22 protein-coding genes are annotated in these 22,334 nt (G+C 31.4%); 17 read left to right on the top strand and 5 right to left on the bottom strand.

Going from position 1 to position 22,334, the window contains the following annotated elements; translation table 11 throughout:
• Nucleotides 1-20 precede the first annotated feature (20 nt).
• Nucleotides 21-1,481: an alanine/glycine:cation symporter family protein gene (locus tag ACMGE6_RS10975; RefSeq protein ID WP_414054859.1), complete on the top strand. Its 1,461-nt coding sequence runs from the start codon at nucleotides 21-23 to the stop codon at nucleotides 1,479-1,481.
• A 46-nt stretch (nucleotides 1,482-1,527) separates the two neighbouring features.
• On the opposite strand, the gene ACMGE6_RS10970 is transcribed toward ACMGE6_RS10975, so the two are convergent.
• Nucleotides 1,528-2,502: a DUF1002 domain-containing protein gene (locus tag ACMGE6_RS10970; protein ID WP_414053815.1), complete on the bottom strand. Its 975-nt coding sequence runs from the start codon at nucleotides 2,500-2,502 to the stop codon at nucleotides 1,528-1,530.
• 101 nt (nucleotides 2,503-2,603) lie between these two features.
• On the opposite strand from ACMGE6_RS10970, the gene glcT reads away from it, so the two are divergent.
• From glcT to mprF, 4 genes are all read left to right on the top strand, one after another.
• Nucleotides 2,604-3,458 carry a glucose PTS transporter transcription antiterminator GlcT gene (gene glcT, locus ACMGE6_RS10965; RefSeq protein WP_414053814.1) on the top strand — a complete coding sequence of 285 codons (855 nt, stop codon included), beginning with the start codon at nucleotides 2,604-2,606 and terminating at the stop codon, nucleotides 3,456-3,458.
• 153 nt (nucleotides 3,459-3,611) lie between these two features.
• Nucleotides 3,612-5,702, top strand: coding sequence for a glucose-specific PTS transporter subunit IIBC (gene ptsG, locus ACMGE6_RS10960; RefSeq protein WP_414053813.1), 2,091 nt, complete (start codon nucleotides 3,612-3,614; stop codon nucleotides 5,700-5,702).
• A 151-nt stretch (nucleotides 5,703-5,853) separates the two neighbouring features.
• Entirely contained in the window at nucleotides 5,854-7,002 is a 1,149-nt protein-coding gene (locus ACMGE6_RS10955; protein ID WP_414053812.1) for an AI-2E family transporter, read from the top strand.
• Between the two features lie 135 nt (nucleotides 7,003-7,137).
• Nucleotides 7,138-9,681: a bifunctional lysylphosphatidylglycerol flippase/synthetase MprF gene (mprF, locus tag ACMGE6_RS10950; protein ID WP_414053811.1), complete on the top strand. Its 2,544-nt coding sequence runs from the start codon at nucleotides 7,138-7,140 to the stop codon at nucleotides 9,679-9,681.
• A 1-nt stretch (nucleotide 9,682) separates the two neighbouring features.
• On the opposite strand, the gene msrA is transcribed toward mprF, so the two are convergent.
• Nucleotides 9,683-10,186, bottom strand: coding sequence for a peptide-methionine (S)-S-oxide reductase MsrA (msrA, locus tag ACMGE6_RS10945; protein WP_414053810.1), 504 nt, complete (start codon nucleotides 10,184-10,186; stop codon nucleotides 9,683-9,685).
• Nucleotides 10,187-10,312: 126 nt separating this feature from the next.
• Here msrA and ACMGE6_RS10940 point away from each other — a divergent pair, with 126 nt between their 5' ends.
• Together ACMGE6_RS10940 and imm48 are read left to right on the top strand one after the other, a co-directional pair.
• Nucleotides 10,313-11,254 carry an LCP family protein gene (locus ACMGE6_RS10940; protein ID WP_414053809.1) on the top strand — a complete coding sequence of 314 codons (942 nt, stop codon included), beginning with the start codon at nucleotides 10,313-10,315 and terminating at the stop codon, nucleotides 11,252-11,254.
• A gap of 84 nt (nucleotides 11,255-11,338) precedes the next feature.
• On the top strand, nucleotides 11,339-11,791 hold the full coding sequence (gene imm48, locus ACMGE6_RS10935) for an Imm48 family immunity protein (protein WP_414046480.1): 453 nt from the start codon (nucleotides 11,339-11,341) through the stop codon (nucleotides 11,789-11,791).
• A gap of 34 nt (nucleotides 11,792-11,825) precedes the next feature.
• On the opposite strand, the gene ACMGE6_RS10930 is transcribed toward imm48, so the two are convergent.
• Both ACMGE6_RS10930 and ACMGE6_RS10925 read right to left on the bottom strand, forming a co-directional pair.
• Complete coding sequence (locus ACMGE6_RS10930; RefSeq protein WP_414053808.1) at nucleotides 11,826-12,011, bottom strand: 2-hydroxymuconate tautomerase; 186 nt, start codon at nucleotides 12,009-12,011, stop codon at nucleotides 11,826-11,828.
• Between the two features lie 12 nt (nucleotides 12,012-12,023).
• Nucleotides 12,024-13,028, bottom strand: a complete 1,005-nt coding sequence (locus ACMGE6_RS10925) for a cation diffusion facilitator family transporter (RefSeq protein ID WP_414046478.1) — start codon at nucleotides 13,026-13,028, stop codon at nucleotides 12,024-12,026.
• A 146-nt stretch (nucleotides 13,029-13,174) separates the two neighbouring features.
• On the opposite strand from ACMGE6_RS10925, the gene ACMGE6_RS10920 reads away from it, so the two are divergent.
• From ACMGE6_RS10920 to ACMGE6_RS10905, 4 genes are all read left to right on the top strand, one after another.
• On the top strand, nucleotides 13,175-13,567 hold the full coding sequence (locus ACMGE6_RS10920) for a sporulation protein (RefSeq protein ID WP_414048084.1): 393 nt from the start codon (nucleotides 13,175-13,177) through the stop codon (nucleotides 13,565-13,567).
• Between the two features lie 203 nt (nucleotides 13,568-13,770).
• Nucleotides 13,771-14,043, top strand: coding sequence for a substrate-binding domain-containing protein (locus tag ACMGE6_RS10915; RefSeq protein ID WP_414048085.1), 273 nt, complete (start codon nucleotides 13,771-13,773; stop codon nucleotides 14,041-14,043).
• A gap of 205 nt (nucleotides 14,044-14,248) precedes the next feature.
• A complete protein-coding gene (locus ACMGE6_RS10910; protein WP_414053807.1) occupies nucleotides 14,249-15,448 on the top strand; it encodes a S41 family peptidase in 1,200 nt (399 codons plus the stop codon).
• A gap of 178 nt (nucleotides 15,449-15,626) precedes the next feature.
• Entirely contained in the window at nucleotides 15,627-16,364 is a 738-nt protein-coding gene (locus ACMGE6_RS10905) for a class I SAM-dependent methyltransferase (protein WP_414053806.1), read from the top strand.
• A gap of 303 nt (nucleotides 16,365-16,667) precedes the next feature.
• On the opposite strand, the gene ACMGE6_RS10900 is transcribed toward ACMGE6_RS10905, so the two are convergent.
• Complete coding sequence (locus ACMGE6_RS10900; RefSeq protein ID WP_414053805.1) at nucleotides 16,668-17,441, bottom strand: PHP domain-containing protein; 774 nt, start codon at nucleotides 17,439-17,441, stop codon at nucleotides 16,668-16,670.
• A gap of 152 nt (nucleotides 17,442-17,593) precedes the next feature.
• Here ACMGE6_RS10900 and ACMGE6_RS10895 point away from each other — a divergent pair, with 152 nt between their 5' ends.
• From ACMGE6_RS10895 to ACMGE6_RS10870, 6 genes are all read left to right on the top strand, one after another.
• Entirely contained in the window at nucleotides 17,594-18,154 is a 561-nt protein-coding gene (locus ACMGE6_RS10895) for a nucleotidyltransferase family protein (protein ID WP_414053804.1), read from the top strand.
• A gap of 92 nt (nucleotides 18,155-18,246) precedes the next feature.
• Nucleotides 18,247-18,885, top strand: coding sequence for a neutral/alkaline non-lysosomal ceramidase N-terminal domain-containing protein (locus tag ACMGE6_RS10890; protein WP_414053803.1), 639 nt, complete (start codon nucleotides 18,247-18,249; stop codon nucleotides 18,883-18,885).
• A 39-nt stretch (nucleotides 18,886-18,924) separates the two neighbouring features.
• Nucleotides 18,925-19,503: an alkaline ceramidase gene (locus tag ACMGE6_RS10885; protein WP_414053802.1), complete on the top strand. Its 579-nt coding sequence runs from the start codon at nucleotides 18,925-18,927 to the stop codon at nucleotides 19,501-19,503.
• Nucleotides 19,504-19,766: 263 nt separating this feature from the next.
• Nucleotides 19,767-20,528 carry a helix-turn-helix transcriptional regulator gene (locus ACMGE6_RS10880; protein WP_414053801.1) on the top strand — a complete coding sequence of 254 codons (762 nt, stop codon included), beginning with the start codon at nucleotides 19,767-19,769 and terminating at the stop codon, nucleotides 20,526-20,528.
• A gap of 74 nt (nucleotides 20,529-20,602) precedes the next feature.
• Entirely contained in the window at nucleotides 20,603-20,965 is a 363-nt protein-coding gene (locus ACMGE6_RS10875; RefSeq protein WP_414053800.1) for a VOC family protein, read from the top strand.
• A 58-nt stretch (nucleotides 20,966-21,023) separates the two neighbouring features.
• Complete coding sequence (locus ACMGE6_RS10870) at nucleotides 21,024-22,193, top strand: MFS transporter (RefSeq protein WP_414053799.1); 1,170 nt, start codon at nucleotides 21,024-21,026, stop codon at nucleotides 22,191-22,193.
• The last annotated feature ends 141 nt before the right edge of the window (nucleotides 22,194-22,334 follow it).

Below are 22,334 nucleotides of genomic sequence, written 5' to 3'. Positions count from 1 at the left end.
CAAATGTTAATTTTGATGCAATGATACCTGAATGGTTTAAATCGATCGTTACAACAGGAAATGATTTGATATGGACTGAATTTTTAATCGGGTTATTATTGCTTGCGGGATTTTTCTTTAGTCTAAGTTCTAGGTTTGTACAATTCAGATGGTTACCTGAGATGTTTAGGGTGATTGGAGAAAAACCTGAAACTTTAGAAGACGGTAAAAAGGGAATTTCATCTTTCCAGGCTTTTGCAATTAGTGCAGCTAGTCGTGTAGGTACAGGTAATATTGCCGGTGTTGCGACAGCAATTGTTCTTGGTGGTCCTGGTGCAGTTTTCTGGATGTGGGTCATTGCTTTCTTTGGTGCAGCAAGTGCATTTTTTGAAGCAACTTTGGCACAAGTCTATAAGGTTAAAGATGACAAAGGTGGTTTCCGCGGTGGTCCAGCTTACTATATGGAACTTGGACTAGGTCAGAAATGGCTAGGTAGTACTTTTGCGATATTAATCACGGTAACTTTTGCTTTTGTCTTCAATACTGTGCAATCGAATACCATAGCTGAGAGTTTTAAAGAACAGTATAATTTTGATCCGATATGGACAGGTATTATATTAGCGATTATTACAGCACTCGTTATCTTCGGTGGTGTACGCTGGATTGCTAATGTATCAACAGCTATCGTACCGTTTATGGCAATTTTATATATCGGACTTGTATTTTTTATTTTAGTAACGCATATCGGTGATGTTATCCCGATGATCATTCAAATCATTAAAGGTGCCTTTGGCTTAGAACCAGCATTTGGTGGAGCATTAGGATTTACGATTATGCAGGGGATTAAGCGAGGATTATTCTCTAATGAAGCTGGTATGGGTTCTGCACCAAATGCAGCAGCGACAGCAGCTGTCAGTCATCCAGTTAAACAAGGATTAATTCAATCTCTAGGTGTTTTCTTCGATACGATGTTAGTTTGTACTGCGACAGCTATTATGATTTTATTATATGGTGGTTTAGAATATGGAGAGAAAGCTCCTCAAGGAATTAAGGTAACTCAAGCCGCTTTAAACAGTCATATTGGTTCATTTGGCGGAGTATTCTTAACGATTGCAGTTTTCTTATTTGCTTATTCTTCAGTACTAGGAAATTATTATTACGGTCAATCAAACATTGAGTATTTAACAAAGAACAAAATTGTTATGTTTATCTTCAGAGTACTTGTTGTTGTGATGGTATTCTTTGGAGCTGTGATTAAAGTTGAAACAGTATGGTCTACTGCTGATTTATTCATGGGCTTAATGGCTATTCTAAATATCACAGCGATTATTGGTTTAGCACACGTCGTTTTTGAAGTTGCTAAAGATTATGGGGATCAGCGTAAACGTGGTTTAAATCCTGTGTTTAAGACAAAGCATGTAAAAGCTGATTTATCATCAGTTGAAACGTGGGGAGAAAATCCATATCGTTACAAAGACGAAGAAGAGAATCTTTTAAAATAATAAAAAATAAGCGTAGGACTATTTCAAAATAGTCCTACGCTTATTTTTATTTAAATAATCCCGTGATTGCATCAATAATTGACTGGATAAAATTCATGAATTTATCCCAGACACCTTCTTTTTCTAAAGAGTCTTTAATGCTTTTCCCCATATCTTTTGCTTTATCAGCTGCTTGTTTAAAGCCATCTGAATTTTTAATATCATTGACGTAGTCTTTTGCACCGTTGATGAATTTATCTTTGTTTTCTCCGCTAAATACACCACTGTTTTGTGCATTGTTAATAAAGTTGACGATAATATTAATTTGATTATCTGAAATAATATTGTTTAATCCGTTATTCTCAATTTTTTGAACGACGATATTCTTAATTTCTGTTGTATTTAGATTTCCACCTTGTTTTGCAATTTCAGCTTTTGCTTCAGCAATCGCCTTATTTAATTGTTCTTGTGAAAATCCGTCTTTTCCTGCATTTTCCTGATTGATATTTGAAATTGAATTCAATTCATTTTGAGCAGCTTGAGTTTGCGCAGTATTAATCGTTTCACCTTGAGTTTCAAAGGCTTTATAAACACCCGCTAAAGCACTTTCACCAGTAACATCTTCAGCTGCAGCAATAGTGACTTCAGCATCCGTTACACCTGCTGTAAGCAAAGCGTTTTTATAAGTATCTTCTGAAATCTTAGTGATTTTACCTGCTGATTGATTGATGTTTAATGATAGACCCTCTCCCGCAGCAAGTTTTTTAATTCGAATACTAGACTTCAATACGCTATCATTAGATTGTAATGATAAATATTTCGTAAGATCTGCTGCATGGACATAAGCAATTTTATCGTTGTCATCCGTTCCAAGTAGTGACTTTGTTTTATTTTGTAAGTCCGTATTTTGTTCGAGTGCTGCACCATATACAGTAACGGCCTCTGACCATGCTTCCTCAGTTACGGCAGAAGCATTTTTAAATGGGATAACGAATAGTAATAACGCTGTTGCAATAAATATTAACTTTTTATACAATTTCAATTAAACCCCTCCAGTATTTAATCATTATTTAGCTGTTTAGCTAATAACATTTTAACATGCAAACACATTTAACACATAGGTCTTTGGAATGAGGTATCGAGATGGAACAATATAAAATAGATAAAGTTCTGAATAACAATGTTTTAATCGCATCAAGAAATCAGAATGAAGTGGTGATAATAGGAAAAGGCATTGGTTTTGCCAAAAAAAGTGGTCAAGTTTTACTCGAACAGGAACTTTCGCGTATTGAAAAAATTTTTGAACTTAAAACTGAACAGGAACAAACCAGATATAAAGATTTATTAGCATTAACCGATGATAGTGTCATTGCAACGGTTATTGAAATCGTAGAATATATTGATAAGCAAACTGATGGCAAAATAGATGATAAAATTATACTTTCTTTGACTGACCACATCATCTTTGCTTTAAAAAGGTACCAGGATGGAATATTTATTGCCAATCCATTTCTATCTGAAACAGAAGCTTTATATGAACAGGAATTTTTGATTGCTGAGCAAGTCGTACAAATGTTAAATGAAAAATTACAGGTGAATTTTCCTAGAACAGAGGTTGGATTTATCGCACTTCACATTCATTCATCCGTAAACAATCATTCCTTAAGTGATATGAAAGTGATGACAGACGTTATCAAGAAAGCAGTCCATCTCATTGAACATGACTTAAAAGTAGTGATTGACAAGCAGTCCATTGCTTATTCAAGATTTATAAGGCATATTAGTTTTGCAGTGCAACGTATTATGGCTGATGATAGAATGCCAGATCAAAAAAATTTAGAAACTGTATTGAAAATGCAATATCCGCTGTGTTACAATACAGCAGTAAAGATTGTAAAGATGATGCAGACGCATTTGAACAAACCGGTTTATGAATCGGAGCTTGTGTATCTTACAATGCATATTCAAGCATTTAATACTGAAGTCGATAACGTGTAACTGATGATGCAGGCATGAGTTATGACTGGTACAAAGGGACCAGTGCATACTCATGTCTTTTTTTGACTTTATATTTGTTTTATATGCACAATATTATTGTATTAATTATTTTTTCTTTACAGTCTCAACAACTAAATTTTAGGAGGAGTTACAATGTTTAAAACATTATTCGGTCAACTGCAACGTATTGGTAAAGCATTAATGTTACCCGTTGCACTATTACCAGCTGCCGGTATTTTACTTGCCTTTGGTAATGCAATGCATAATGACCAATTGGTGCAATTTGCACCATGGTTAAAAGCAGATTTCTTTGTGATGTTATCTGGTATTATGGAAAGTGCAGGTCAGGTTATTTTTGATAACTTACCATTGTTATTTGCGATTGGTACAGCATTAGGATTAGCTGGAGGAGACGGTGTTGCCGGACTTGCTGCTTTAGTTGGTTACTTAATTATGAACGCAACAATCGGTAAATTTATGGGTATCACTATCGATGATATCTTTTCATATGCTGAAGGTGCTAAAACTTTAGGTCAATCAGCAAAAGAACCTGCACATGCATTAATTTTAGGTATTCCTACACTGCAAACAGGGGTATTTGGTGGTATTATCATGGGGGCAGTTGCCGCATGGTGCTACAATAAATTCTTCAATATTAACATGCCAGCATTCTTAGGATTCTTCGCAGGTAAACGTTTCGTACCTATCATTACATCTGTAATGGCAATCATTGTTGGGGCAGCACTTGCTATCATTTGGCCTCCAATTCAAGATGGGTTAAACGGTCTTTCAGAATTCCTATTGAACAAAAACTTAGTATTAACTACATTTATATTTGGTATCATTGAACGTTCATTAATTCCTTTTGGACTACATCATATATTCTATGCACCGTTCTGGTTTGAGTTTGGTAACTATACAAACGCTGCAGGGAACTTAGTACGTGGTGATCAAAGTATCTGGATGGCTCAAATGAAGGATGGAGTACCGTTTACTGCAGGTATGTTTACGACTGGGAAATATCCATTCATGATGTTCGGTTTACCGGCAGCAGCGTATGCTATTTACCGTCAAGCGCGTCCTGAACGTAAAAAAGTTGTGGGTGGTTTAATGCTTTCAGCAGCATTAACATCATTTTTAACTGGTATTACAGAACCTTTAGAGTTTTCATTCTTATTCGTTGCTCCTATTCTTTATGGTATTCACGTATTACTTGCAGGTACTTCTTTCTTAGTCATGCATTTATTACACGTTAAAATTGGTATGACATTCTCTGGTGGATTTATCGATTATACATTATTCGGTTTATTAAACTGGGATCGTACAAACGCATTATTAGTTATTCCAGTAGGTTTAGTTTATGCAATTGTTTACTATTTCTTATTTACATTTGCGATTAAGAAATTTAACTTAAAAACTCCAGGTCGTGAGGTTGAAGAAGCACAAACGACAACATCTAATGCAGGGGAATTACCATTCAATGTATTAGATGCGATGGGTGGAAAAGAAAATATCAAACATTTAGATGCTTGTATTACACGTCTTCGCGTTGAAGTAAAAGATAAATCAAAAGTTGATGTACCAGAATTAAAAGCTTTAGGTGCTGCAGGCGTATTAGAAGTAGGGAATAATATGCAGGCAATTTTTGGTCCGAAATCAGATCAAATTAAGCATGAAATGGCGCGTATTATGTCTGGAGAAGTAACACGTCCTGAACAAGTTCATATTGAAGATCCGGGAGCTGTGAAAGCTGAAGAAACAGTAGAAGCAACTCCGGCAACTTCAGATGTAGACAATGCTACATCAATCTATGCGCCAATTACAGGCGAAGTCGTTGAATTATCAACAGTACCTGACCAAGTATTCAGTCAAAAGATGATGGGTGACGGCATTGCTATCCAACCATCTGAAGGTTTAGTTGTTGCACCGTTTGATGGTGAAGTGAAAATGGACTTCCCGACAAAACATGCTATTGGTCTTGAAAGTAACGATGGTATTGAAGTATTAATACATTTTGGTTTAGAGACAGTAGGTCTTAAAGGACAAGGCTTTGAGATGTTAGTTAAACCAGGTGATAAAGTAACAGTTGGACAACCATTATTAAAAGTTGATCTGGAATACATTCGTGAAAATGCTGATAGTGATATCACACCAATCATCTTTACCAATTTAACGCAACAATCAATGCACAATATAAAATACGGTCGCATTACAAAAGGCGATAAAGTATTAGAAATAAAATAAACACTTTATATTTAAGGACTGGCGATGCCAGTCCTTATTTGCATTTTTAGGCATAATTCCGTAAAATTGATATCATATAAATAAAAATAATAATTTTATTATGTAAACTTATTTTATAAAATAAAAAATTAATAAATTACTATAGGGAGTCATGCACATGCAGCAAAATCGATTTATTCGTTTTACGGGTGGTAAAAATTTAGTATTTACTTTAGGTGTATTATTTTTAATTGGACTGACGCTGTTTATCTTTCAAAAAGTTTCTTTTATATTTGAACCTTTTCTAATTATTTTCAATACAGTTATCGGTCCGGTTATATTAGCAGTTATATTATTTTATTTGCTAAATCCTCTCGTTGATTTTATGGAACGTAATAGGGTGAAACGCTTATATGGAATTCTATTCTTATTCATTCTAATCATCGGATTGATTACGATTCTGATAACTTTTTTAGTACCATTGATTGAGCAGCAAATTTTTAGTTTTGCTTCAAATTTTCCGGACTATATGAAACATTTATTAAGTAAATTTAATGAGTTGTCTTCTAATTCTAAATTAGCACCTTACATGAATGATGTTCAAAAATGGGTGAATACAAACTTAAGTGATTTACCCAACAAAGTAGGGGATTATTTAGGTAATTTCACTGAGCGAATCAAATCAATTATCGATGCGATTGCAAGTGTGGCGGTCGTCCTACTTACTTTTCCATTCGTATTGTTTTTTCTTTTAAAAGACGGCAAACAATTTAAAAATTATTTCATTAAGCTATTTCCACCACGATATCGCAATGATCTAAATGAAATTCTTGAAAAAATGAATATTCAGGTTGGTTCATATATTCAAGGTCAAATGATAGTGGCTACTTGTATAGGTATATTACTTTTTATCGGTTATAAAATTATTGGACTGGAATATGCATTAATATTAGCCTGTATTGCAGCTGTTACAAGTGTTGTACCTTATCTTGGTCCAATGATTGCAATTAGCCCTGCGATTATTATTGCACTCGTTGATTCTCCTGTGATGCTACTCAAACTAGCTATTGTATGGATGGCAGTTCAATTTATGGAGGGTCATTTTATATCACCGAGTATTATGGGGAAGACAATGCAAATTCATCCTTTAACGATTATATTCGTATTATTGTGTGCAGGGAATATGTTAGGTTTAATTGGCGTCATACTTGGTATTCCGCTTTATGCTATCCTTAAAGTACTCGTGCAATTTTTCTTTAAAAAGTTTAAAATTCGATATAATAAGCATTTTCATGATACCCATGAACCTTATGAAATTTAGATCTTTTCAGCATAGCAACTGGCTATGCTTTTTATGATGGTTTGGCTTTTTATATTAAAATATGTACAATGGAAGTAAAGTTTTTTACATAAAAATTATTGTTATACATTTATTTGAATGAAAGAGAGGTATTGCATGAAAAACTTTTTGTCATTACATAGAAATAAAATAAAGATTGCCTTTATAATCATTGTCTTAAGCTTTATCAGTTATAAACTCTTTAATGAACTTTCATCCATTGATTATAAAGCGACTTTCAAGGCCTTTAAGGCCATGGACACCTTTGAAATAGGTGGGCTAATGATATCAGGTCTACTTGCAGTAATGCTGTTATCACTTTATGATTTTGTACTCGCAAAAAATCTTAATTTATCTATTCCTAACAAAAAATTATTTAATACAAGTTTTATCGCAAATGCATTAAATGCTGTGATTGGCTTTGGTGGCATTATTGGAGCGGGACTGCGAATACTGGTATATAGAAACTATACTGAAGATGAAAAACCATTAATCAAAGTGATTTCATTAATGCTTGTTTCAATGATTTCTGGTATGAGTGTACTAAGCTTAGGGATAGTATTTAATATTTTCAAAAATACACATGCCTTCGATCATTTTACATGGTATCAAATTGCGTTATATATCACCGCTTTATTTTTACCTGCATTTTTGATTTACTCATTTGTTAAGCCTGTAAATCATGATAAACTACTTGGTTTAAAATTTACCCTTGTATCTGCATTAGAATGGGTTGCAGCAAGTGGTGTGATGTATCTCATCTTTAAAATTATTGATTCACCCGTACAATTCTCAATTGTTATCGGTATCTTTATCGTAGCAGCTCTAGCAGGATTATTATCTCTTGTCCCTGGTGGATTTGGTGCATTTGATTTAATGATACTTATTGGATTTAAATCAGTAGGTATTAGTGATGAAAAAGTACTGCTTGCGCTCCTCATTTATCGTGTTGTTTATTACTTTGTACCGTTCTTTGTAGCACTTGTATTATCTACATTTGAGTATAGAGGCGTTGCGAGAAAGCAATTTGAAGATCGATTTGAAGATCATAAATATATGGGACCAGCAATAGAAACAAGTAACTTATTTTTAAGTATTCTGCGTGATTTTATTGTGAAACTTCCAGCGATTGCGTTAGGTTTAATTACGTTGTCTACTGGACTCATTCTTTTGATGAGTAACGGAATGGTAATTATGGAAGCAATTTATGATGTTAAACACAACACTTATCTATTTCTAGCGGCACTCTATACAGTTGCATCACTCATCTTAATACTTAATGCAAAAGGTATCATGCATGATACGCGTAGGGCACATGTCATGAGTATATTTGCTGTTTGTACATTGATGTTAGTCTTATTCTTAACATTCGGAAACATCATCTTTTATATATGGTTAAGTATTGTGCTGATTCTTTTAATCATCGGTAATCGTAATGTAAAGGCGATTCGCCGACCTATCACGATGAAGCGCGGTTTACTTTCGGTAATCGTTGCTACATTGATCCTATTTTTAAATGGCTGGTTTCTGAGCTTACAGTTAGATGGTTTACTTCAATCAGCTAGTATAGAGTTTGATAGCAGTTTAATTAAATATTATTTCATACTGCTTATATTGTTATCAGCTTTAATCACTTGGCTGTTAACATATCTGTTTAACAGAAGATATAGAACGAAGATGGATGTTGCGATGACGACAGAAGAAATTGAGCGAATCATTCAGACGTATGGTGGGAATTATGTTAGTCATCTGGCACATACGGGTGATAAATTATTCTTTACGAATGAAGCCCAGGATGCGTTTATAATGTTTCAATTCAAAAATGATAGTATTATCGTCATGGGAGACCCTATTGGAAACCCGGATGCCTTTCAATGTCTATTAACTGCATTCTATGACAAAGCAGAATACTACGGTTATGACATTGCATTTTATCAAGTACAGCCAAAGCTTTTGCCGATGTATCACGATTTTGGGAATATATTCTTTAAACTAGGTGAAGAAGCAGTCATTCCTTTAGAAGATTTCACTATCAGTGGTAAGAAAAAACGTGCCTTTAGGGCTACAGTAAATAAATTTGAAACAGAGGGTTATCGTTATGAAATCGTCGATCCGCCATTTAGTGAAGAATTCATTCATCAATTACGTGCAGTGTCAGATGAATGGTTAGACGGTCGCAATGAAATGAATTTTTCTGTTGGACAATTCAATGTAGATTATCTTAATAAAGCACCAGTTGGCGTTATTAGAAATAATGAAGAAATTATTGGATTTGTATCATTTATGCCTACACACTTTAATCAGTCAATCTCAGTTGATATGATTCGCTGGAAAGAGAATGATCTTCAAATGATGGATGGTTTATATTTAAATACGATGTTACTGATGAAAGAGAGAGGTTATCATTTCTTCAATATGGGAATGGCGCCACTGTCGAATGTTGGTAGTCATAAATATGCTTTCTATCGTGAAAGACTTGCAGGAAAAATATTTGATTCAATTACTCGAATGTATAGTTTTAAAGGCTTAAGACGATACAAAGAAAAATTTAACCCTGACTGGCAGTCAAGATATCTTGTTTATCGTAAGGACAGCTCTTTAATTACACAAATGATTCGTATTAATTCAATTATCAATCGATCAAAAAAATCTGAGCACTAGCTCAGATTTTTTTGTTATTGATATAATTTTCTCTATCAATTTGTTCTTGTTTATATCTTTTTGGCTGCTTTTTATAGAAATCCTGATGTTCATCTTCAGCGACATAGAAAACTTCGGCTGGACGTACTTCTGTTACTATAGGTTGATTATATTTTGATTGAATATCTTTGATGAAATTAACACTTTCTATTTTTTGATTATCTTCTGTATAAAAAATTGCTGTACGGTATTGAGATCCTCTATCCATATATTGACCACCGTTATCTGTCGGATCAATTTGTGCAAAGAAAATTTCTAGAAGTTGAGTAAAAGAAAATTCCATTTCATCATAGATAATTTCTACAACTTCAAGATGACCAGTCGTTCCGGATTTAACTTGTTCATAGGTTGGATTTTGAATATGTCCACCCATATATCCACTCTTGATTTGCTGTATACCTTTATAAGAATCGAATGGTTTCACCATACACCAGAAACAACCTCCGGCAAAATAAATTGTTTTCATTTCAAACTACCTCCTTTTAAATATTTTACGTTATTAATGTATAATTACAACACGTATTTACTTGCAATTCAAGCGTTTTTTTTATAAGTTTAATATACTGGAATAATTGAAAGTAGGGTGTTTGGAATGGATGGACAAATTCCACCTGTGAGACGTCGAAAGAAACGTCGAATACGTAAGTTGCCTTTTATTATATTGATAATATTATTAATTTTACTAGGTTGTTTTTTCTATATTAAATCAAGTTATGAAAGTGGTTTGAAACAAGCTGCTAAGCATGCGCCAAAACATGAACAGTTTGAATTTAATGGTGTCAATAAGAAAGATGGCAAAATTAATGTGTTAATTCTTGGTCAAGATAGAAGTGTGGATGGTTCAGCCAGAACAGATTCGATTATGGTCGGTCAATATAACTATTTAAACAAGAAGATGAAAGTAATATCTATTATGCGTGATATTTACGCTGAAATACCAGGATATAGAAATTATAAAATTAATACAGCATATACGTTAGGTGGTCCGGAACTATTAAGAAAGACCATAAAGAAAAATTTAGGTCTCGATATTGATCATTATGCGATTATTGATTTTAAAGGATTCTCTGCGATGGTAGATGAAATCTCACCAAAAGGTGTGCCGATTGATGTTGAAAAAGATATGTCAGAGAAAATTGGAGTATCCTTAAAAAAAGGTCAGCATAATCTAAATGGTAAAGAATTATTAGGTTATGCCCGTTTCAGAAATGATGCTGAAGCAGATTTTGGACGCGTGAGACGTCAACAACAAGTTATCAGAGCACTAAAAAAAGAAATGGTTAGTTTACCGGTTATCATGAAAACACCTAAGCTTGCAGGGATTGCCAGAGGGTATGTGAATACTGACATGACAGATGGTGAAATCTTTAGAACGGGAACATCGTTTGTTATAAGAGGGAGTAAAGACCCAAATACATTAGTCGTGCCAGTGAAAGATAGTTATACACAGGCGAGTTATCCTGAAGCCGGTGCAGTACTTGAAATCGATAAAGAAAAGAATAAAGAAGCAATCAAGAAATTCCTTGAAGAATAAAACTCAGCATAGACGCTGAGTTTTTTCTTTCTTAGTATTGAAATAAATCATGCTATAATAGATGCCATGATGAGGAGGGAAATGATGAGTAATTTAGAAACGATGTATGAATACGCAGTCAGTGTTACTGAAAGTTTACAAGCTTCATCACTATACGATGAAAATAGTGATGCTGATGATCAGGCGATGTTAGCGTATACTTTTGGTGTGCTTAATGGATATGCACAAAAGAATGATTACGGTGCAGAAGAAATTCAAGTGGTGATGGTGCGATTAATCTCTGAATTTGTAGGATATCCTATAGACTATTCAGAAGCGCTCACACAATTTATCATTGCTTGTACTAATAAAGAAGAAAATGAGTCTATTTATATCATTATTCATAAAGGGCTTGATCAGTATCTTGATAATCGCAGCCTACAAGACTTTCAGGATGACTATTCTTTAATTTTAAAGGATTTAAAAGCCGTTGTATCAACTGAACAACCCCCTAAACGTGTTAATATGGCAGCTAGAATTCAACCTCAAGACAAATAAAAATAAGACTGTCGCATTTGCGACAGTCTTATTTTTATTGTTCTGATTTTAATTTTCCGGCAACAGCGTATCTATCTTTCTGTAATTCTTTAATAAATACGTGGATATTTTCTTTTGGAGCATTTGCATTTTTAGCGACAACTTCTGTTACTTCTTCAGCAATCTTCTTAAGTTGTTCTTCAGAACGACCTTCTAGTAATTCTACAGTAATAAATGGCATTTTAATCTCTCCTTAAAGATAATATTTATTGACAGAAGAACCATTTCCACTAATCCAGTCATCAGTTCCGTCATCTTCCATAATCTCGATATTGACATCTGTTACGTGTGGTTCCTGTAATAATCGATTTATTAAGTCTTTCTTAATTGCAGTTAGAGCTCTTAAATTAATTTCAGAGTCTAGCGTTTCAACAAGGGCTTCGATATGTTTATCTTCGCCTTCTTTCATTACAACTAAACGTTTAATATCAGAGATTTCCGGATGCTCAAGAATAATTTTTGAAGCATGAACCTCCATATCTTCATCAGCACGACCAATTGCACCTGCAGCGTTCTCCATGAATACTTTATAGACAACGTAGAACATTGCTAAACCGATAATTACAGATACGATACCTTCAATCATCGTGAAACCAGTGAAACGTGAAATGACGATGGCGATTAAAGCAATTAATCCGCCGCCTGTTGCTACAGTATCTTCCATAAACACAAGCTTTGTAGCAGGCTTCGCTTTGCTTAAACTTGCAAAACTTGTTGTGAATGGGTGTAAACCAGTTGTTGGCTTATGTACTTCTTCAAGTACTTCCTTACCAGCTTTATATAACACTGAACCTTCAAGTATAACACCAATTAATAAAACGCCAACGTTTATCATAAAATGTGTAGGATTATGATCACCGGCCGCTGCTGGATGCTGGATATGGTGAATCCCTTCAAGAATCGTTTCGTAAGCAAGGATTGCTACAATTAATACGGCAAATAAACAAACAATATTGACTAAACGACCGTAACCAAATGGGAACTTTTCATTTGGTGCTTTCTTTGATACGGCAGAACCAACCCAAACAAACAGTTGATTGGCAGAATCACCGAATGAATGCATCATTTCAGCGAACATTGCGACATTCCCTGTAAAGATGTATGCTAAAAATTTCAGTGAGCCTAATACAAAGTTGACAATAGCAGCAATTAATGATGACTTGCTACCTTTTTTTAGTAAGTTAAATAGTGCAGACATAAAAAACTCCTTTATTCTTTTTTGTTTCTTCATTATACAAGATAATTTTAGCAAAGACATTAATTATCTTAATATATCTGTATCCTTAATCAGTGAAATCAAACCTAAAATACTGATATAATAGAAAAAAATGCAGGAGGTAGGATATGTTTAAGGAATTACTAACATCAATCGGTATTGGAGATGCGAGAGTCGATACTATGCTTAAGCAAACAACATTTCATCCGGAAGATAAGATAGCAGGCGTTGTGAAACTTATCAATCTTGGAGAAAATGATATTGATCGAATTGAGCTTACTTTGATTGAGCGAAAAGAAAATAAAGATGAAACAAGTGATTTCCATACTATTGATATTCCAATTTCAAAAGTAATACTTCAAAACGACGGAACAGGGGAAGTACCTTTTATTTTTGACGCTCACGAAGAAGCTGAAGACTATAATCATGAATTTTTTATAATGACGCATGTATTTGTAGATAATGCAGTGGATTATTATGATGAAGATCAGATTTATTTTGAAATTGAAGTTTCAAGCTAAAATAGCGCAACACAAACAGACAGGGAAGCCCTGTCTGTTTTTTTCGTAAACACATCATTTTTTATTTAAGCGTATTAGAAGGTGCGATAAAACAAGCATCTAAGCATAATTATCATATCATCGTCATTGAAACACATTACGAAGACTTTGTGTATATCAGTGGTTTATCTTTAACCGATGGGAAGTACCTCGCAAAAAACATATTGAATCAATCGAATGTACCAGATGCATTAATTGTGACGAACGATGCACATTGTGCAGGTGTTTATGCTGAATTTCGAAATCAAGGCATAAAAGTACCAGAAGACATTGCACTTATATCTTATGAAAACGGTGAACTCTCTCAAATCAATGACATTACAAGTATTGATCTACCATTACGAGAAATGGGTGAGAAAAGTGTAGATTTAATACTAACAGATCAAGTAGAATCGCTAGAACTTCCGTCTAATTTGATCATAAGAAAGTCAACATAATGAATTCGGTTAAATAGACGAACTTTAATAATTTCGGTTGATTAGACGAAATAAACTCATCAAACGTTATTATGTTGTTGGGTTATTTTTTATATTAAATACACATAATTTCTTAAACATATCACATTTAATAATTATATTATTGTATAATTTATTAGAATATTCTGTTTTTATAAAATCATTTATTTTGATTGGAGGCTTTCCATTGTTTCGTAAAGAAATAGATTTATTAAATCAATATTTAGTTGAGGAATACGTAGGCTATCAAGACAAAAAAGACATTATAAATAAAATGGACTTTTCTTATATCAAAGATTTCTATGTTGATGTTACAACACAGTTAAATCGTTTGCACGATCCACATGTAAGAATTATTGATAAATTGAATGAAAAGAAAGTTACTATATTATGTAAAAATGTTAATGAGAGACTTTTTGTTGATAAATCGATTCATTCAGAAATAGAACGTGGTGAAGAAATAATTGAAATTGGTGGACTATCGATAAGTGAAATTATATCTAAAGAAAAGGAATTACTCTTTGATCCTAATCCAAAAAGATATGAATGGCATAATGTTTTAAGAAAGTATCAAAATGTAAAACTAGCAAATGGAACAAATAAAAAAGTGTTCTTAACATCCTCACAAGAGCTTTATGACCAAGACTATATCATTGAACAAAGAGAAGGTTATTGTTTTATTAAGTTACCTGATTTTAGAGATGTCAATAAACTTCATGAAACAATAAAAGCAAATGTTGATGTACTTCAATCTAATAAAAAATTTATCATTGATGTCCGTGATAATAGAGGAGGGAGTGATTTTGCATACTTTCCTTTATTAGAATACATATTTCCAGCTAACCATGAGCTACAAATTGATTACGGCTTAACTTTTAATTTCACTAAAAAATATTGTGATCATATGATTGCAAAAGTTGATAATGACCTTGAAAAAATGGATGAAGGTGAAACAAAACAATCGTTTAAAGCGTATAGACAAAGAATGGCTGATAACTATGCAAAAGGGATGATAAAATTCACTGATGATATTGAACCAGTTATTCTCGATGGTATAGCAGATGGAATTAAAGTGATTGTACTAGCAAATGAACGTTGTGGTAGTTCTGGTGATAATTTCGTGGCAACAGTTAAAGAAAGTGAATTTGTAACAGTTATCGGAAGAGCTACAAAAGGAATGAATGACTATGCTAACTGTGGTTATTTATATTTAAATGATCAATACGATTTGTTGTGTCCATACTCAAGATATAATGGTTTAGACCATGGTGAATCTTTGGCATTAAAGGGGATAGCGCCAGATATAGAAATCCAGTCAACCCTTGAGGATTTTCATAAAGATGTGATGTTGGAGAAAGCGTTGGAATTACTTGAAATTAATTTATAAATGATAAAACAAAGCAGCCGTTAATTATAAACGGCTGTTTTATATGTAAATATTTGTAATGTTATTTTAGGCACTTCTATAATACATCATACTTATTTTTTAATTATAAGTCTATTCTTTTTTTTGAATATCGATACAATTAAGGTACTGGGCCTAAGTATTAATAGGAGTTGATTGGATGTCACAAAATATTTATGATAATGAGCATTTCTACAAAGGTTATACAAAACTTCGTAATAACAAGTTAAGTTATAACGAGCTGATTGAAATGCCAATAATGAAAGCAGAATTACCAACCATAGAAGGAAAAACAGTATTAGATATTGGTTGTGGTACGGGGAAGTTTATTCAATATATGCTTAAAATGAATCCAAAACAGGTTGTTGGTTTAGATATTTCGAACAATATGATTTCATATGCGAAAGATAATATTAATGATGAACGTGTTTCGTTTGTGGTCTCAGATATATTATCTTTTAATACTGAAACCAAATTTGATGTCATTGTGTCTAGTCTTGCATTTCACTATGTTGAAGATTATGAAGCGCTTATTCAAAAATTATTTGGCATGCTAAATTGTGGTGGAGTATTATTATTTTCAACAGAACATCCTCTCACGACTGCAACGAAGCAACAGGAGCATTGGTCACATGTCGAAAGTAGGAACAATCATTATAAATTAGATCATTATTTTGAAGAAAGTGCCCGTCCAATTGAATGGATTGATACTGAAGTCATACGATATCATCGAACAATAGGGACTTTAATGAATACATTAATCAACAATGGATTTCGAATAGACCGTGTTATTGATACAGGAAATACAGAAATGTCACTAAAGTTATGGGATGAAGAAGATATTATGAAAGTGAATCATAGACCGCCGTTTATAGTGATAAAGGCGAAAAAACAGTAATGTATGAAAGAACGTAAGAAGCCAGGTCTTAAAGGCGCTCTTCTTTCACAACAGTTCTCAAAATGTTAGGCTGTAGCTATTGCAAGTTTACTTGCTTACAGATGGAGTCCGCAAATTGCGTCAGCAATTTGTGTTCAATTGAATGCACGTTTACAGCCCTTCTCGAATTTGTTCGAGAAGGGCTTTTTTATATGTTTTCTTTTTGCATGGGTGTTACCCCTAATTATAATTACATACTGCACGTAAGTTCTAAGGAAGATATTATTAGCAATCATTATTTTTATTATTATACAAGCAATAAATTTATATATTTTTTATTATTTTTCTACCTTGCTTAAACTCTACTATATGATTTACATTGTATGATTTTAATAATTGGATAGCATTTTCAAAGCAATAAAACATATCTCCTTGTTTATGTGCATCAGATCCTAGCGTAAAATCTTTTCCGCCCATAGCAATATAGTGCTCTATAACAAATTCATATATAAATAAATTGTCGTATTTATACATGCTTTTTGTATTAAGTTCAAGTGCGATATTCTTAGAAATTATATTAGATAATATTTTAACAATCTGTATTTTATAATCATTTAATTTTTCTGAGGAGATATTATGAATTCTAAATCCATAGTCAATATGAGCTAGAATAGTTTCACAATCTACATCTTTAACAGCATCTAATAATAAATTTAAATACTCGTCAATAGGATCGTTTGAAATCATAGTAATATCAGAATCCATAAAATCAAATTTCTTATTGTGATGGACACTTAAAATAATAGAGTCATAATTATAAGATGACAAATACTTTCTAATATCTGAAATTCTTTCCTTAACATATCCAACTTCAATACCAATTAATAGTTCGATATTATAATTTTCGTTAGCTTCTTTCTGATATCTTTTTAGTTTTTCTAAATCTGGTATATCATCTTCATCATTTGAAATAGGATTATTTAAATCGAAATGATCCGTAAAAATTATCTGTTTAATGCCGCTCTTTAAATAATTTGAATAATGTTCATTGCAGTCAAATGATGCGTCACAATGCATATGTTGATCTATTAATTTCATATTTTCCTCCAAGTTATAAAAGTAGATATTCCTAGTATTAATCTCATTATAATAAATATAGAACTTTCTATATATTATTATGGTAAACTAATCATGGAAATTAACTGAAAATTCTTTATAATAGAAGTGATATTATTTTAGGTGTTGAGAATATGATTATTAAGTCTAAAGAAGAATTAATAAATATTATTGAGTCTGACAAAGACATGATGAAAATATTAAAGATAGTTTCATTACTTGATTTACCAGATTGGTGGATTAGTGCTGGCTTTATAAGAAATAAAATATGGGATGTTCTTCATGATTATAATATAAAGTCAGAATATAACGATGTAGATGTTATTTACTATGATATATCAGACATTCAAGAAAGTACTGAAAAAATGTATGAAAAAGAATTGAATAAATTAGACTCAGAGGTACCTTGGTCAGTTAAAAATCAAGCAAGAATGCATTTAAGAAATGGGACTGATCCTTATAATTCATCCGTAGATGACGTAAATCAATATCCAGAATGTCCGACAGCTATTTGTATAAAATTAGTCGATAATAAAGTTGTTATTCATTATGATTACGATTTTGATGAATTATTTAATGGTATCGTCAGACCAACACCATACTTTGATAATGAAGAGGGAAAAGCTATATATTTAAAAAGAATCGAAGAAAAAGATTGGACTTCAAAATGGCCGAAGTTAGAAATTATCAGTTGATAAGATTATTAAATATATTGTATTTTATTAATTAATTTAATTAATAAAATATAAAAATCGTATATAGAATAAAGATAAAAGAGGCGTTAAATATGACTATTGGATCAGTTCAAAAAATAAATATCAATCCACCTTTAGGAATTGAATTTATAGGATACCATAGAGAAAAACCGATTTCTGAAATATTACATGATATTTATGCTATTGCTTATTACATTAATAATAGTCAAAAAGAAATGTTATTTATAAGCATAGATAATGTGGGTTTATTAAAAGAATTTAGCGATGAAATAAGAAATAGAATTTCTGAAGCGACTAACATAGAAATTGAAAACATTATACTAAATTTTAGCCATACTCACTCAGGTCCAGCGACTGCTGATGGTAAAGAAATTACCCTTAAATATAATAAGGAACTTGTAAATAAATTGGTGGAAATTTCTGTGAAATGCATTGAAACTGCTCAACCTATCGAAATTTCATGGAATCTAGATGAAATAGAAGTTTCAGATAACAGAAGAGAAATCGTAAATGGAATAGCAACAATGGGAAAAAGGAAAGATGTTAAGGTAGATAATAGAATTGCATATTTAAATATAAGAAATAAAGCGAACAAAGAAAATTTAGGGTTACTGATATTTATGTCATCTCATCCGAATATTTTAAAAAGTGACAGCTTTGTACTTTCAAATGATTACATAAGTCTGGTAAGAGAAAAACTTTCAAATTAATCAGCCAATATAGCAATTGTACAATTAGGAACAGGAAACTTGAATCCGAAATGGCGTGGTAGTGTAAACGACTTGTATACTATTGCTGATAAAGTTGAAAGATCATTTAGAACCCAAGAATTTATATATGAGGATATAGAATCATTTGAAATTTATAATAAAAAGTATGATATAAATTTAATGAAAATTTTAGATATAGATAAATTAAATGAAAGAGCTAAGTATGCAAGTGAAGTTTGGGAACTGAATACTGAAAAATGGAAAGATGCTATGATTAGTAGAATGAATGAAACCTTGTCTTTAGAATTTGAAATTAGTGGTTTTAAATTAAACAATGGAATATTTATGGGTATCCCGTTTGAACCATTTTATGAAATGTCACTAGAAATCAAGAATTTATTAGGAAATGATTTGATACTTTTTGGTGGTTATACTAATGGATATTATGGCTATTTACCATATGAAACAGAATATCAATTTAGCGGGTACGAAGTAGATATCAATCCAGTAGTATATGGGCCACTGACGGGCCTGTGGATGCCTGTAACTATTGAAGAATCGAAAAATGTTGCTGATAATGTGATAAAAATTATTAAGAATAATGGAGTAAATAATTAAATATTAAAGTATAAATTCTTCAAATTAGTTAGGTGTGATAATATGACTGTTTTTCATTATGGAAGTCAGAGTGTAGAATATGAAAAAATAGGCAATGACAGCCATTAATTCTGTTATTAGGTTTGAATGATATAATAGAAAACTGTTTGAAAATAATTGGTTATTCAAAGGAATAATGCGGTGTATTTAGATATATTCTTTACTACAATAACCAATAATATAAAATAGTGTAATTTTATCTTAATTTAATTGGAGATAATAACATGAATATAAAAGAAATTATCAATTATATAAAATCTGCTCCTATAGAGGAACTTACTTTAGAAAATATATCTTTAAAATTTCATTACAATCCAACTTATTTTTCACGTAAGTTTAAAGAAACAACTGGAATTTCATATAGAAAATATTTAGAATTATTAAAAATTCAAAGAGGGAAAAAATTGTTGCTTAATAAGGAGGATAAGATAGTTCAAGTTTCTTTAGATTCGGGATTTAAATTCTCGAATAATTTTTCAAAAAGTTTTAAAAGTCAAACAGGAATTTTACCGAAAAATTATTTTAGTATTTCTAAACAATGTTATAAACTAATTAAATTATTATTTAATTTAAATTTTGATTATTATATAAAAGATAGCCGAATAATGACAAATAATTTATTATTTGTAGATTTAATATTTCCTGAAAAAAATATAGATTGCATAAATTTTGTTGGATTATTTAAAGAACCAGTCCCAAATACGATACCAATTATTGGTTTAGCAACTAGAAGAAAAACTTCTTTAATATTAGATAAGATTCCCAATGGAGAATATTATTTATTAGCTTGTGAAATTAGAAAAGACCAAAGCTTTAATAATGTATTTATGATGGAGGATAATTTTCGAGCGAAATATCAAAAGAAAATTATTTTTGAGGGGGATAATAATTACTATATTTCTTTAGATATGAGGGAGGCAATACCGGAAGATCCTCCTATTACAATAAACCTTCTTAAGTTATTGCATGATATTATAAAAAGGTAAAGTTAGAATAGGAATTATGAATTTATCTATAATAAAATTAAAATAAGTTTAAATATAAAAGGAGTGATTATAAATTGAAACTTTCTTTATTATCTATAGGAGCAAAAGATATGGATGAGAGTTTAAAGTTTTATACTGAAGTATTAGATTTAGAGATTAAAACTAAGGATTATTATCCTGAAATTGTTGAGTTAAACTCGTTAGTCCCAATTGTTTTGTATAAAGTAAATCAAGCTTCAATAGTGAATAACTATGAACAAGCCACTTTGTTAATAGACTTTGAAGTTGATGATTTAGATAGTACTAAAAGAAAACTATTATCACATAATATAGAATATATCTTTAAGGAAAATCAACAATTTCCTGGTGGTATAATGAATGCAATTAAAGATCCAAATGGAAACATAATTGAATTATTAGAGTTTCAAAGTGAATAAATATTAGATAAGATGGGATTAAATTAATCTCATCTTTTTTAACTAGAAGGTGATTATTATGTCATATAAATTAAATATAAAATTATACTATCTATTTAATTTCGTAATATACTTTTATGTATGGATGCCTATATGGGTAATATATTTTCAAAATAAAGGACTAAGTTTAAGCCAAATTGGAATATTAGATTCTATTGGATATATCTTAATGGTTTTATCAGAAATACCTACTGGAATTATTGCTGATAAATATGGGAGGAAATATTCATTATTTTTGGGGTCACTGTTGTATTCATTAGCTATGTTTGGAATATTAAGTAATATATTTTCTGTTTGGTTTTTATTAGGATACATTTTATGGAACATATCAAATACGTTTTTTACTGGTGCGGGTATTTCCATTTTAAGAGAGTCACTTATTAACTTAGATAGATTAAATGAATTTCCAAAGATATTAGGAAGAAGTAATTCTGTTATGATTTTTTCTCAAGTATTTGCAAGTTCAATATGCAGTTTTATAGCAATGAAAAATCTAGAACTATGTTTTATGATTTCAGGATTTGTTGCTATTTTAGGAATAATTATTCCATTATTTATGAAGGAAACGTTAGATAAAAAAAAGAATAGCAACTTGACGTATAAATTTATTGTAATAAATACCTTGAAAATTATAAAATCGAATAAAAATCTTATTTGGTTATTATTATTCAGTTCATTAATGTCGTCTTTAATATTTATCATAACATACACAATATACCAGCCTTATAGTTTAGAATTAGGATTTTCTTTAGCTGAAATTAGTATAATACTAATTATAGTAAAGTCGATTTCTGCTCTAGGAGGATTGATTACAGGTATTGCAAATAAACTAATTAATATAAACTATACTTTGGTTATACTGCCTTTATCTTTGTTATTATTTTCCGTTTTGATCGGTTTATCCCTTACTAAATATTCTATTTTATTATTAATAATGGTTTTATTTATATTTTCTATATTTTCGCCTAATATAGATCATATATTAAATATGAATATTGAAGATAATATAAGGTCCACTGTTTTATCTTTTCAAGGGCTCTTGTGGACGTTGTTGGCTATGATAATTGACCCATTAATTTTATATTTAGCCGAAATAAGTACTGTATCGAATTCATTTATGATTGTAGGAGGATTTACTTCTGCGATATTAATCTTTATTAATTTTAAGATAAAAAATCATGAGGGATAATTATTATATGACTAATTATTCATATAGTATATTAAGACGTCCGACAAGATGTTTCGAAAAATAAGTATGAAAAGTATCTATTTAGAAAATAATTGTATATTAAATATTTTAAACCACCGGCCAGCAGTTTTTTAGTTACCC

This window comes from Macrococcus equi, assembly GCF_047426745.1.
GTDB lineage: Bacteria > Bacillota > Bacilli > Staphylococcales > Staphylococcaceae > Macrococcoides > Macrococcoides equi.
This window is presented reverse-complemented; position numbering and strand designations above follow the sequence as displayed.

Excerpts from the sequence above, each read along its gene's own strand:
- ACMGE6_RS10925 (WP_414046478.1), bottom strand. The coding sequence starts at position 13,028 with ATGTCTGCACTATTTAACTTACTAAAAAAAGGTAGCAAGTCATCATTA.
- imm48 (WP_414046480.1), top strand. The coding sequence starts at position 11,339 with ATGAGTAATTTAGAAACGATGTATGAATACGCAGTCAGTGTTACTGAA.
- ACMGE6_RS10940 (WP_414053809.1), top strand. The coding sequence starts at position 10,313 with ATGGATGGACAAATTCCACCTGTGAGACGTCGAAAGAAACGTCGAATA.
- ptsG (WP_414053813.1), top strand. The coding sequence starts at position 3,612 with ATGTTTAAAACATTATTCGGTCAACTGCAACGTATTGGTAAAGCATTA.
- ACMGE6_RS10930 (WP_414053808.1), bottom strand. The coding sequence starts at position 12,011 with ATGCCATTTATTACTGTAGAATTACTAGAAGGTCGTTCTGAAGAACAA.
- ACMGE6_RS10880 (WP_414053801.1), top strand. The coding sequence starts at position 19,767 with ATGAATATAAAAGAAATTATCAATTATATAAAATCTGCTCCTATAGAG.
- msrA (WP_414053810.1), bottom strand. The coding sequence starts at position 10,186 with ATGAAAACAATTTATTTTGCCGGAGGTTGTTTCTGGTGTATGGTGAAA.
- ACMGE6_RS10895 (WP_414053804.1), top strand. The coding sequence starts at position 17,594 with ATGATTATTAAGTCTAAAGAAGAATTAATAAATATTATTGAGTCTGAC.
- glcT (WP_414053814.1), top strand. The coding sequence starts at position 2,604 with ATGGAACAATATAAAATAGATAAAGTTCTGAATAACAATGTTTTAATC.
- ACMGE6_RS10955 (WP_414053812.1), top strand. The coding sequence starts at position 5,854 with ATGCACATGCAGCAAAATCGATTTATTCGTTTTACGGGTGGTAAAAAT.
- mprF (WP_414053811.1), top strand. The coding sequence starts at position 7,138 with ATGAAAAACTTTTTGTCATTACATAGAAATAAAATAAAGATTGCCTTT.
- ACMGE6_RS10890 (WP_414053803.1), top strand. The coding sequence starts at position 18,247 with ATGACTATTGGATCAGTTCAAAAAATAAATATCAATCCACCTTTAGGA.
- ACMGE6_RS10975 (WP_414054859.1), top strand. The coding sequence starts at position 21 with ATGATACCTGAATGGTTTAAATCGATCGTTACAACAGGAAATGATTTG.
- ACMGE6_RS10905 (WP_414053806.1), top strand. The coding sequence starts at position 15,627 with ATGTCACAAAATATTTATGATAATGAGCATTTCTACAAAGGTTATACA.
- ACMGE6_RS10900 (WP_414053805.1), bottom strand. The coding sequence starts at position 17,441 with ATGAAATTAATAGATCAACATATGCATTGTGACGCATCATTTGACTGC.
- ACMGE6_RS10920 (WP_414048084.1), top strand. The coding sequence starts at position 13,175 with ATGTTTAAGGAATTACTAACATCAATCGGTATTGGAGATGCGAGAGTC.
- ACMGE6_RS10870 (WP_414053799.1), top strand. The coding sequence starts at position 21,024 with ATGTCATATAAATTAAATATAAAATTATACTATCTATTTAATTTCGTA.